Below are 11762 nucleotides of genomic sequence, written 5' to 3' on the forward strand. Positions count from 1 at the left end.
CTTACTCTTTATCGTTTATCGTTCTTATCAGATCGAGACCTTCAGGCAGAAAAAGGCGCGCTGGTCGTCCCATTCCTCGAAGTCGTATTCGAGGGGGCTGCTGGCGCGCCGGGCGATTTCGATCAGGCCGATGGTCGCCCCCTTGCTGCCGTCCTCCGGCGCCTCGCGCAGTTGCTGGCGGTAATGGGCCTTCAACTCGTCGCGGTCGAGGCTGCGGATATGGTCCAGCCTTTCGCGCAGGCGCGGCACGTCGTCCTGGCGTACCACATTGCCGCAGACGATGAAGAAATCGCCCTCCTGCATGCCGATGATGACCATGCCGGAGCTCAGTTCCGATCTTCCCGCCTCGCCGATGCGGTCGGCGGAATAGCGGATGATGTTCTGCACCTGCTCGACGAAGACCGAGAACACTTTCTTGACGGTGGTCACGTCGGCATCTTCGAGGGTCATCTTCTGACGCAATGCTTCTCCCAGGGAGAACAGGATCCCCTCGGAGACATAGCCGCTGAAAGAGAAGATGATCCCTTTTTCGTCCAAGGATCGCTTGAAGTTGGCGTATTGTGCGGCAAGCATTTCTCTGTACTCGAAATTAGTGGCCCCCGAGGGCAGGATAGCGGGAAGCGTCATGGCTGTCAGCCGATAGGCGGCGCTTCGCCGGGCAGGACGAGGCTGAAGGTCGAGCCGGCTCCTACCTCGCTTTCCACGATCACGCTTCCGCCGTGCAACTCCGCGATCTGGCGGACCAGATGCAGCCCGATCCCGGCGCCCGGGGCGCAATTGGAATTGCTGCCGCGGAAGAAGCGCTCGAAGATCCGCTCCTGTTCCGCGGGCGGCACGCCGACGCCGTGATCGCGCACGGAGATCACGGCGCCCTGGCCTTCGGCCCGCAGCCGCAATTCGATCACCCGCACCTCCGAGGAATACTTCACCGCATTGCTCAGAAGGTTGGAGATCGCCAGTTCCAGCATCTGGCTGTCCCCCCGGAACGGGAGGCTGCGGCAGTCCATGTCCAGCAGGATGCTGTGGGAAGGCGCTGCCGCGCGATGGCTTTCCACGAGGCCGCGCAGCAATTCCGTCAGGTCCATGTCGCGCAGGCGCAATTCCAGCCGGCCGGTATCTAGGCGTTCGTCGGCCAGGCAGGTGTCGATCAGCCCGATCATGCGCCTGACATTGCTGCGGATGGTGTCCAGGCGCGGCAGCATGGTGGGAGCTTGGCTTTCTGCCTTGATCGCCAGCATCTGGGCGGAACTGTCGATCACCGCCAGCGGCGTGCGGAATTCGTGCGAGACCATGGACAGGAACTGGCGCTGCTGCTGCTTGGCCTCGGTCTCGCGGGCCAGGGCCAGCTCGATCCGCGCCTTGGCCTCCAGCAGGGCCTGCCGGCTGGCCTTCAATTCCGCCGTGCGCGCGGCCACGCGCTGTTCCAGCGTCTTGTTGAGGCGCGAGAGATCTTCATAGAGGCAGGCATTGTCCAGCCCCGCTGCGACATGGGTACAGAACACTTCCAGCAGGCGCTTTTCGTCCTCGGTCAGCGGCTCGCGCCGTTGCAGCAGCAGGACGGTGGTGCCGTGCTCCAGGGTGCGGAAGACCAGCAGGCAGTGATCCTCGGCGAAGAGATGGGTTTGCTCGAGGAAGCCGAGCTCGATCGTATCGACCAGTTCGGACGGCAGGCATTGATGGATGGATTGGCCGGTTGTCCCGGCGAAGCAGCCTGCGGCGGCCATCACCGTGACCCTGCGGTCCCCGGCCCGTTCGGTGTCGCGGCAGGCCACCACCCCGGCCTCGGGGCTGTCCAGCAGGTCGGTGAGCTGCTGGACCATGGCCTCCATCAAGCTGCGCATGGAGCGGGTATCGAGCAGCGAGCCGGTGGCGTTCACCAGCTTTTCCAGGCCGCGCCGGTTGCGTTCGATGGCGACGAGGTCCTGCCAGGAACGCAAGGCGCCGACCAGGGCGGTGAACAGTTTCTGCGCCGTCAGCTCGGTCTTGTTCTTGTAGTCGTTGATGTCGTAGGACAGGACGACGTCGCGTTCCGGGGCCTCGCCCGGCTGACCGGTGCGCAGGATGATGCGCATGCGCTGGTTGCCCAAATCCTCGCGGATATAGCGCACCAGCCGCAGCCCGGCATCGTCGGTTTCCATGACGACGTCGAGAAGCGCCACGGGAAGGTCGGCGCGCTGGGCCAGGATCGAGCGCGCTTCGGCGGCCGAAGAGGCGCTGACCACCTCGAACCCGCGGCCCTGGAAGTCGAAGTCGCGCAGGATGACCCGGGTCATGGCATGGACCTGGGGGTCGTCGTCGACGACCAGGATCGGCCAGGGCTCGTCCTGCTGGGCGGACGTCACGAAAAGATCGTCCGCCTCCTCGGCGAAAAGAAAATCGTCCAATTCCTTGCCCGCCATCCTCTATATCCTACCCGTATGGTATATCATGGCACGGCCAATTCGGCTTTTGAAGCATGGTAGGAAAAGGCGGCCACACGATTCCGACCAGAGCGTTTCGCGGCATAAAGCGCGGTGTCGGCGGCATGGATGAAGCCTTCTACGTCCAGCCCTGAATTCCAATGGGCGACTCCGCAGCTCAGGGTAACCTTGAAGCCGCTCTCCTCGCTTCCATGATGCAGGCTGCCGAAGCTTTCCCGCAGGCGGTCGAGCACCTCCATGGCGCGGTCGGGGGGCGTGTCGGGCAGGATCACGGCGAATTCCTCGCCGCCATAGCGGCCGATCACGTCGCTGGCGCGCAGCCGCCGCGTCAGCATGGTGGACAGCGCCTTGATCACCCGGTCGCCGGCCAGGTGGCCCAGGCGGTCGTTGACCTGCTTGAAATGATCCAGGTCGATCAGGGCGAAGGACAGCAACGTGTTCTGGCGGCGGGCGCGGGCGATCTCGGCGGACAGCCGGTCCTTGATCCGAACATGGTTGAGCAGCCCCGTCAGACTGTCGCAATCCATCACCGCCCGCAATTGGCGGGCGCGGCGGATGCGGCTGGTCACATGGGCGGCCAGATGGCTGGGGGCGATGGGCTTGTTCAGGAATTCGTCACCGACCAGGGTCTTGGCGGTAAGGCCCATGTCCAGGTCCTTTTCCACCGACAGGAAGACGATCGGCAGGCCCAGATGCTCCTTGTGCTGGCGTACCACCTGGGCCAGTTCGATCCCGGTGCAGCCGGGCATGTAGACGTCCATCAGCACCAGGTCGGGGCGGAATTCCGCCAGCTTGTCGAGAATGCCGAAGGGCTGGCACAGCACGTCCACTTCCATGCCGACGCCGCGAAGGGTGAGCGAGAAGCTGCGTGCCAGGACCGGGTCGTCATCGACGATCAGGACCCGGTAGGGAATGTTCTGGTCGCCCCGCGTCAGGCCGTCCAGGCATTGTACCAGATCGTCCCCATCGACCGGCTTGGTCAGATAGGCCTGGCATCCGGCGCGGACGGCGGTCAGGCGGTCGCCGATGCCGCCCGGCGCGGCCACGGCGATGGTGGGAACGGTTCCGGCGATCTGTTTCAGTTCAGCCAGGGCGTAATCCCAGGTGCCGCCCTGGCCCATGTCCATCACGGCGGCGCAGGGCTTGATCTCCGCCAGTTTCGCCAGGGCCTCGGCGCCCGAGGGGCAGGCGCGCACGTCATAGCCGAACAGGGTCAGCTGCCGGTTCAGCGCCGGGTCGGCGTCCTTGCCGATCAGCAGCACGACGCGGCGGTCGGAAGACGGGGGGGCTTCCGCCCCTTTCCCGGGCTTGGCGGGCAGCATGATGGAGGCGTCGCCCTTATACCAGATGTCGCGCAGCTCCGAGATCCACAGGGAGATCTGCGCGCGGGCTTCGGGCGAGGGCAGGGAGCGTTCGTTGCGCAACTGACGCAGGGCGGATTCCAGCGGTGCAGAGGTTTGATGGATCTGCGTGCAGCCGACGGTGCCGCTGGTGCCGGTCAGGCAATGGGCGGCGGAGAAGAGGGAATCGATGCAGGCGCCCATGTCCGGGCTCCAGCTGTCCGCATTGTCGACGACATCCCACAGGCTGGTGATGGTCTCGACCATTTCCGCGATCATGTCCTGCGCGGCGGTGCGCAGATCGTCATACTCGCCGGACCGCCATGCGGCGTCATCGGAACCAGCAACCGCGCTGTGGTTTCCCATGGCTGTCCTCCTGTTGTCGATCTGGCCGGTAAATAAACGGCAGATCAACCCAGGGAACAAACCGCAAGCTGAGACATCTTGTGACGAATTGTGATGACCCTTGCTTAAGCAAGGGTGATCGGGGCGGCAAAGGCATAGCCGATGCCATGCACGGATTGCACCGGCAGGGGGATGCCCAGTTCCTTCTCGACCTTGCTGCGCAGGCGCCGGACCAGGGAATCGATGGAACGGTCGCCCGGCGACCAATGGCGCTTGCCCAGGGCGGCGAAGATGTCGTTGCGCGAGACGGGCGTGCCCGGACGCGCGGCGAGCAGCGACAGGAAGGTCTTCTCGGTGGCCGTCAGGGTGACGCAGGCTCCGGACGGCCCTTGCAGGGTCCATCCCACGGCATCGAAGATCCAGGTGGTGCGTTCGGCGAAATCTGGGACCGACGTGGCTACCTGTGCCGGGGGGCGCGGCAGGGGGGCGTCGTTCCCCAGGCGGCGCAGCAGGGTGCCCACCTGGGCCTGCAACTCGCGCAGGTCGACCGGTTTCACCATATAGGCGTCGGCCCCCATTTCCAGGCCGACCACCCGGTCGACGGTCAGGCCCCGCGCGGTCATCATGATGATGCCGATCTGCGACTGGCGGCGCAGCCGTGCGGCGATGCGGAATCCGTCCTCGCCCGGAAGATTGACGTCCAGCAGGACCAGATCCCAGATCTTCTTCTCCAGCAGGCAGTCCATCTCGGGTCCACTGCCGGCGCCATCCACCTCGTGTCCGCAATCGGTCAGGTGTTCGATCAGGTCCTGGCGCAACGTCATTTCGTCTTCGACGACCAGGATACGCCCCATATCCCCCTCCTTGTCGAGGCATCCCGCGACGGTCCGCCTGTTCGTCCCCACCCCCGGGGACGTCATCGGCAGGCTCATGCGTCCGGGGTCACGCGTTATTCATTTGAAAAGAGATCAATTCTCGGCCTATCCGCTGCGGCACAATACATCGAAATGCAGCCTGCGCGAAGAGCAGCCTGCCGCGATACGGGCTTGGGTATTATTCCGGGGGACCCTTGCGTTGCCGGTTTGGCTTCGCTGCAAGCCAAAGTATACTCCTCATCATGAAAAGATGATGCCGCCCCCCGAAAGGGCAGGGACGGCACGGGAGGGAGTACTGGAAGGGACATGCACCCGGCGGGGTGTCACGCGAGCGACAACGGCCGAAGACGCGGCGGAGGACCTGTTCCGCGCCCTCTCCGGGCCCGGCACGTCCTTGGTGATGGTGTTCTGTTCGGCCGAGATGGACTTGTCCGCCTTTTCCGCCGCCTTGCGCAGGCGGTTCGGCGACGTGCCGGTGATCGGCTGCACCACGGCCGGCGAATTGGGGCCGGGCGGCTATATGCGCGGCGGTGCGGTGGGGCTCAGCCTGTCCGCCCCGGATTTCCACGCCGCCAGCGAACGGATCGACAATCTGGCCGCCTTCACCATGGCCCAGGGCCATGAAGTGGTGCGCCATGCCTTGCAGCGCCTGGAGCGCCAGATGCCCGGCCTGCGGCGCGACCAGATCTTTGCCATGGTTCTGATCGACGGCCTGTCCATCTGCGAGGAGACGGTGGTCAGTTCGCTGCACGGCGCCCTGGGGGAGATCCCGCTCTTCGGCGGCTCGGCGGCGGATTCCCTGCGCTTCCAGAAGACGCCGGTCCTGTATGACGGCGAGTTCCGCAGCAACAGCGCCGTCTTCACCCTGATCGCCTGCCGCCATCCCTTCCGCGTCTTCAAGACCGAGCATTTCGCCGGATATGGCGAGAAGATGGTGGTCACCGAGGCCGATCCCACCCGCCGCGTCGTCAACGAGATCAATGCCGAGCCGGCGGCGCGGGAATATGCCCGGCTGATCGGCCTGGAGATGGAGGACCTCACGCCCCAGATCTTCGCCGCCCGGCCGGTGGTGGTGCGGGTGGGGGGCATGAACTTCGTGCGCTCGATCCAGAAGGTCAATCCGGATGAAAGCCTGACCTTCTTCTGCGCCATCGACGAGGGAATCGTCCTGACCCTGGCGCGCGGCAGCACCGACATCACCCAGGACCTGCTGCGGCTTTTCGACCGCCTGCGCGACGAGATGGGGCCGCCCGGCCTGGTCATCGGCTGCGACTGCATCCTGCGCTATCTGGAACTGGAACAGCACCAGTTGCTGGGGCGGGCGGGACGCATCATGGCCGAGAACAACGTCATCGGCTTCTCCACCTTCGGCGAGCAATTCCAGGCGATGCATGTGAACCAGACCTTCACCGGGGTCGCCATCGCCGCTTCGGGGCGGAGCTGAGGCCATGGACGATTTCGCGCCCCAGCCACATCCGGTGACGGCCGAGGACAGGCTGGCCGAGCTGGAGCGCGAGAATGCCAAGCTGCGCAAGATCAACAAGGCCCTGATGGACCGGGTCGAGCGCAGCATGGATTACCAGGGCAATGCCTTTTCCCTGTTCCAGACGGCCATCCTGCTGGAAAGCAAGGTGCGCGAACGCACCATGGCCCTGGAATCGGCCCTGCGCGAGCTGGAACGCTCCAACGGCGCCTTAAGCCTCGCCAAGGAAGAAGAGGAAACCGCCAAGGCCCGGCTGAGCGAGGCCATCGAGGCCATTTCCGAAGGCTTCGTGCTGACTGACGGCGACGACCGGCTGGTGCTGTTCAACAGCAAGTTCCGCGAGATGTGGCCGGGGGCGGACGGGATCATGCGTCCCGGCCTGGGCTTCGAGGACATGCTGCGCAAGGCCGTCCAGACCGGCCAAGTGGCGGATGCGCAGGACGATCCCACGGGCTGGCTGGAGCGCCGCCTGGCGCATCACCGCGCGCCGGGCGAGCTTTTCGTGATGCAGTTCAAGGACGGGCGCTGGGTGCAGGTCAGCGAGCGCCGCACCGCCGATGGCGGCATCGTCGGCATCTATACCGACATCACCGAGATCAAGATCTCGGAAAAGCGGCGGCGCGAACGGGAACTGGCGCAGAAATCCGTCCTGTTGCAGGCGACTCTGGACAATCTGTCGCAAGGCGTCTGTGTCTTCGATGCGGAGCAGCGGCTGACCGCCTGGAACGAGCGTTTCATCGACCTGCTGGGCCTGGATCGGGATCTCGCCCGGCCGGGCATGCCGCTTTCCGCCTTCCTGGATGCCGAGGCCATGGCCGCCGCCGAAAGGGACGAGGCCGTCCCACTGTTGACCGAACATGCCTGCCGCGACGGCCGCGTGCTGGAAATCCACCGCAATGCCATGCCGGGCGGCGGCTTCGTCGCCACCTTCACCGACATCACCGGGCGCAAGCAGTCCGAGGAAGCGCTGCGCGACAGCGAGCGACGGCTCCGCCTGATCACGGATGCCATGCCGGCCCTGATCGCCTATGTGGACGGCGAGGAGCGTTACAGCTTCACCAACAAGGCCTATGAGGAATGGTTCGGCCGTCCGCGCAGCGAGATCAACGGCAGCTACATGCGCGAGGTACTGGGCGAGGAACTCTATAACAAGCGCAGCCACTATATCGACGTGGTCATGTCCGGCCAGGCCTGCAGCTTCGAGATGACGCTGCCGGTCAAGGAACGCCATATCCAATACGCCCTGGCCACCTATGTGCCCCATATGGGCGCCCATGGCGAGGTTCTGGGCTTCTTCGCCCTGATCCAGGACATCACGGAAAGGCGGCTGGCGGACGAGCAATTGCGCGAGGCCAAGGAGACGCTGGAACGGCGGGTGAAGGAGCGCACCGCCGAATTGAGTGCCGCCAATGCCGCCCTGCGCGAGGCCAAGACCGCTGCCGATCAGGCCAATTTGTCGAAGACCAAGTTCCTGGCGGCGGCGAGCCACGATCTGCTGCAACCGCTGAACGCCGCCCGCGTCTTCGCCACCGCCTTATCGGAACGGCGCCTGTCGGCGACGAACCGCGCTTTGGCCGAGAACACCGTATCGGCCCTGGAAGCGGTGGACGAATTGCTCAACGCCCTGCTCGACATCTCCAAGCTGGATGCCGGGGTGCTGAATGCCCAGCCGGTGGATTTCAACGTGGATTCCCTGCTGGCGGCGATGGCGGCCGAGCATGTGCTGCAAGCCCGCGCCAAGGGGCTGTCGCTGAAGGTCCGCCCCTGTTCCTGCGTGCTGCGCAGCGACCAGCGGCTGCTCGGGCGCATCCTGCGCAATTTCATCAGCAACGCCATCCGCTATACGCCGCGCGGACGCATCCTGGTGGGTTGCCGCCGCCAGGATGACGGCCTGCTGATCGGGGTCTGGGACACCGGCATCGGTATTCCCGAAGACAAACTGGGCGATATCTTCGAGGAATTCCGCCGTTTGCAGAACGACAGCCGCGAAAAGGGCATGGGGCTGGGCCTGGCGATCGTCGAACGCATCTGTCGCAAACTAGGCCATCGCATCGTCGTGCGCTCGGTTCCCGGGCGAGGCAGCATGTTCGGCGTCGTCGTGCCCTATGGCGACAGCCTCACGGTCCAGGTGCGGGACGATCTTTCCCCGGTGCATCGGGGCAACAACCTTGCCGGGGCCCTGGTGCTAGTCCTCGACAACGATGCCAAGGTGCTGAGCGGCATGTCGGCTTTGCTGGAAGGCTGGTCCTGCGATGTCCTGTCCGCGTCCTCCCGTGCCGAGGCCCTGGCCCTGCTGGAGGCCGATGGCCGCCGTCCGGAACTACTGATCGTCGATTACCATCTGGACGAGGGCGATATCGGCCTGGACGCCATCGCCGCGCTTCAGTCCCGCCTGGGCGGGCGGGTTCCGGCGATCGTGGTGACCGCCAACCACACGCCCGAAGTCCAGTCCGCCGTCTCCGCCGCCGGCTGGCACCTGCTCAACAAGCCGATCAAACCGGCCAAGCTGCGCTCTCTCATGGCCCATCTGCTGGCGGGCCGGGTGCGGATGAAGGCGAAGGCCTGAGGGCGGCTTAGCCCGCCAAAGGCAGGACCATCGTCGCCTTCAGGCCGCCTTCGGGCCGGTTGGACAAGGTGATGTCGCCGCCATGGGCGCGCAGGATGTTGCGCGCCACCGACAGGCCGAGGCCGACGCCGCCGGTCTCGCGCGAGCGCGAGCGTTCGACGCGGTGGAAGGGGGCGAAGACGCGGTCCAGTTCTTCCGGCGGGATGCCGGGGCCGGAATCGATGATCTCGACGACGGCTTCGGCCTTGCCGGCGGTCAGGACGATGCGGGCGTCGCCGCCATATTTGCGGGCATTGTCCATCAGGTTGGTCAGCGCGCGTTTCAGCCCCAGCGGGCGGGCTTCGGCGGCCAGGGTCTCGGGGCCGTCATAGTCCATGGCGAAATCCTCGGCCAGGCCCTGGCACAGGGCGGCAAGGTCGATGGGCTCGCGCGCCTCGGTGGCGGCATCGTCGCGGGCGAAGGCCAGGGTGGCGGCGATCATCGCCTCCATCTCGGCCAGATCGGCCAGCATCTTGGTCCGCTGCTCGTCGTCATCGACGAATTCCGCCCGCAGCCGCAGCCGCGTGATGGGCGTGCGGAGGTCGTGCGAGATGGCCGCCAGCATCTGGGTGCGGTCGTCGATATAGCGGCGCAGGCGGGTCTGCATCTCGTTGAAGGCATGGGCGGCGCGGCGTACCTCGCGCGGGCCGCTTTCGGGCAGGGGCGGGGCGGCGACGTCGACGCCCAGGCGTTCGGCAGCGGCGGCGAAGCGGGCCAGCGGGCGGGTGGCGCGGCTGACCGCCCACAGCGAGAAGCCCGCCACCACCAGCACGACCAGCAGGAAGGGACCGGCGAAGCGCGGGCGGATGGCGCCTTGGTCCAGGTCGATGGGCGCCACGAAATTCAGCCAGCTGCCGTCGGACAATTGCACGGAAATGCGGATCAGGCCGGGCGCGGAGACGCCGTGCCAGGGGCGGTGGTGGCGTTCCTGCGTCCAGGCTTGGTCCAGCGGCTGGGGCGGCGGCGGCGGCCCTTCCAGCACCGAGACCAGCAGGCGCCGGTCGTCCAGGCGCTCGCTCAGGGTCGCGGCCACCATGCGCGACAGGCTGTCCTCTCCTTGCCGGCGCAGGCGCGGAACCTGCGTCCAGACGATGCGCAGGCCGGGCATATCCAGGCTGCGCAGAACCTCCCGCCGGTTCTGCCGGGGCGTCTCCTCGGCCAGATGGACCACACCCGCCACGCGGTCGGCGGCCTGCCGCCCGCCCAGCGCGGTCAGGGTCTCCATGCGGTGGCCGGTATAGAAGAGGAAGCCTACGAACTGGGCCAGGATCAATCCGGCGACCAGCACCAGCATGGTCCAGCCGGCGATGGAATCGGGCAGCAGGCGGCGCAGGGTCATGTCCGTTCCACCTCGGCGGTGAACATATAGCCGCCGCCGCGCACGGTCTTGATCAGGCGGGGTTCCTTGGGGTCCTCCTCGATCTTGCGGCGCAGGCGGCTGACCTGGATGTCGATGGAGCGGTCGAAGGGCGCGGCGGTCCGGCCGCGCGCCAGGTCCAGCAACTGGTCGCGGCTGAGTACCCGGCGGGGATGGTCGAGGAAGGCCGACAGCAATTCATACTCGCCCGCCGACAATTCCACGTCGCGTCCGTCCGGGGCGGTCAGGGCGCGGGTGGCGCCATCCAGGGTCCAGCCGGCGAAGCGCAGGGCGCCGCTATTTTCCGCCTCGCGCAGGCGCGGCAATCCTTGTGCGCGGCGCAGCACGGCCTTCATGCGGGCGAGCAATTCGCGCGGGTTGAAGGGTTTGGGCAGGTAATCGTCGGCGCCCATTTCCAGGCCGATGATGCGGTCGGTCTCTTCCCCCACCGCCGTCAGCATGATCACCGGCAGGTCGGAATTAGCACGCAGGCGGCGGCACAGGCTTAGACCGTCCTCGCCGGGCAGCATCAGGTCCAGGATCACCAGGTCCAGTTTCCAGTCGTCCAGCGCGCGGAACATCTCGACGCCGTCGCGGGCGGTGGTGACGCGATAATTATGGCGCGTCAGGAAACGTGCCAGCAGGTCGCGGATCTCGCGGTCGTCGTCGACGACCAGGATATGGGGGGCGGTGTCGGTCATGGAGGGATAATACAACCGGCGAAGGCCTTCCGCCCGAAGGTTTTGGTAACAGCGCGTAACGGCGCCGGGGGCTGTTACAAAGCGTTACAAAAAGGCAGGTCGGCCGACATCCTGCTGTTACAGGGCCGTGGTGGAATGTCCTCCATCGCAAGGACATTGCCTTAGTGGAGCCATCGAGATGAAGACGAGAAAATTCGCCACCGCCGCTGCCGCCCTGCTGATCGCCGCCGGTCTGGGCAGTGCCGCCATCGCCCAGCAGCCGGCCCCGGCGCCCGACGCGCCTGCCGCCGAACAGCAGCAGAAGCAGCCGGGCGAGCGGATGAAGAAGATGCACCGCCAGGGCCATCACCACGGCATGCATGGCATGCCCGGGATGTTCGGCGCGGCCCGCAATATCGACAAGCAACTGACGGCCGAGGAAGTGGAGGCCATCCTGCGCGGCCGCTTGGCCTTCATGGCCAATCGCAACCTGACCGTGGGGCAGGTGTCGGAGAAGGACGAGAAGACCGTGACCGCCACCATCGTCACCAAGGACGGGTCGCTGGTCAGCACCCTGGAATTCGACCGCCGCACCGGCTTCTCCCGCCCGGTGAACGGCTGATCCTTTCCCCCTCTTAGGGCTTCCTGGCTGTCGGA

General features: G+C 66.0%; 9 protein-coding genes. 3 read left to right on the top strand and 6 right to left on the bottom strand.

Annotation, left to right across the window (positions count from 1 at the left end; genetic code table 11):
- Positions 1–27: 27 nt before the first annotated feature.
- The 4 genes from EPD66_RS11500 to EPD66_RS11515 form a co-directional block, all read right to left on the bottom strand.
- Positions 28–627: a SiaB family protein kinase gene (locus EPD66_RS11500; RefSeq protein WP_255448452.1), complete on the bottom strand. Its 600-nt coding sequence runs from the start codon at positions 625–627 to the stop codon at positions 28–30.
- A 5-nt stretch (positions 628–632) separates the two neighbouring features.
- On the bottom strand, positions 633–2399 hold the full coding sequence (locus EPD66_RS11505; RefSeq protein ID WP_142848653.1) for a DUF3369 domain-containing protein: 1767 nt from the start codon (positions 2397–2399) through the stop codon (positions 633–635).
- Between the two features lie 26 nt (positions 2400–2425).
- Positions 2426–4126, bottom strand: a complete 1701-nt coding sequence (locus tag EPD66_RS11510; protein ID WP_142848654.1) for a diguanylate cyclase — start codon at positions 4124–4126, stop codon at positions 2426–2428.
- 104 nt (positions 4127–4230) lie between these two features.
- Entirely contained in the window at positions 4231–4959 is a 729-nt protein-coding gene (locus tag EPD66_RS11515) for a response regulator transcription factor (protein WP_142848655.1), read from the bottom strand.
- A gap of 274 nt (positions 4960–5233) precedes the next feature.
- Between EPD66_RS11515 and nosP the strand changes: the two genes are divergently transcribed.
- Positions 5234–6424, top strand: coding sequence for a nitric oxide-sensing protein NosP (gene nosP, locus EPD66_RS11520; RefSeq protein ID WP_142848688.1), 1191 nt, complete (start codon positions 5234–5236; stop codon positions 6422–6424).
- Positions 6425–6428: 4 nt separating this feature from the next.
- Positions 6429–9029, top strand: a complete 2601-nt coding sequence (locus EPD66_RS11525) for a NahK/ErcS family hybrid sensor histidine kinase/response regulator (protein ID WP_142848656.1) — start codon at positions 6429–6431, stop codon at positions 9027–9029.
- A gap of 7 nt (positions 9030–9036) precedes the next feature.
- On the opposite strand, the gene EPD66_RS11530 is transcribed toward EPD66_RS11525, so the two are convergent.
- Entirely contained in the window at positions 9037–10407 is a 1371-nt protein-coding gene (locus EPD66_RS11530) for an ATP-binding protein (protein ID WP_142848657.1), read from the bottom strand.
- Positions 10404–11126 carry a response regulator gene (locus EPD66_RS11535; protein WP_142848658.1) on the bottom strand — a complete coding sequence of 241 codons (723 nt, stop codon included), beginning with the start codon at positions 11124–11126 and terminating at the stop codon, positions 10404–10406. Before EPD66_RS11535 ends, EPD66_RS11530 begins: the two co-directional genes overlap by 4 nt.
- A gap of 178 nt (positions 11127–11304) precedes the next feature.
- On the opposite strand from EPD66_RS11535, the gene EPD66_RS11540 reads away from it, so the two are divergent.
- Complete coding sequence (locus EPD66_RS11540) at positions 11305–11727, top strand: hypothetical protein (RefSeq protein WP_142848659.1); 423 nt, start codon at positions 11305–11307, stop codon at positions 11725–11727.
- Positions 11728–11762 lie beyond the last annotated feature (35 nt).

The sequence above is a fragment of the Telmatospirillum sp. J64-1 genome, assembly GCF_006980715.1.
Taxonomy (GTDB): Bacteria; Pseudomonadota; Alphaproteobacteria; order Rhodospirillales; family Magnetospirillaceae; genus Oleiliquidispirillum; species Oleiliquidispirillum nitrogeniifigens.

Excerpts from the sequence above, each read along its gene's own strand:
- EPD66_RS11500 (WP_255448452.1), bottom strand. The coding sequence starts at position 627 with ATGACGCTTCCCGCTATCCTGCCCTCGGGGGCCACTAATTTCGAGTAC.
- EPD66_RS11505 (WP_142848653.1), bottom strand. The coding sequence starts at position 2,399 with ATGGCGGGCAAGGAATTGGACGATTTTCTTTTCGCCGAGGAGGCGGAC.
- EPD66_RS11510 (WP_142848654.1), bottom strand. The coding sequence starts at position 4,126 with ATGGGAAACCACAGCGCGGTTGCTGGTTCCGATGACGCCGCATGGCGG.
- EPD66_RS11515 (WP_142848655.1), bottom strand. The coding sequence starts at position 4,959 with ATGGGGCGTATCCTGGTCGTCGAAGACGAAATGACGTTGCGCCAGGAC.
- nosP (WP_142848688.1), top strand. The coding sequence starts at position 5,234 with ATGCCGCCCCCCGAAAGGGCAGGGACGGCACGGGAGGGAGTACTGGAA.
- EPD66_RS11525 (WP_142848656.1), top strand. The coding sequence starts at position 6,429 with ATGGACGATTTCGCGCCCCAGCCACATCCGGTGACGGCCGAGGACAGG.
- EPD66_RS11530 (WP_142848657.1), bottom strand. The coding sequence starts at position 10,407 with ATGACCCTGCGCCGCCTGCTGCCCGATTCCATCGCCGGCTGGACCATG.
- EPD66_RS11535 (WP_142848658.1), bottom strand. The coding sequence starts at position 11,126 with ATGACCGACACCGCCCCCCATATCCTGGTCGTCGACGACGACCGCGAG.
- EPD66_RS11540 (WP_142848659.1), top strand. The coding sequence starts at position 11,305 with ATGAAGACGAGAAAATTCGCCACCGCCGCTGCCGCCCTGCTGATCGCC.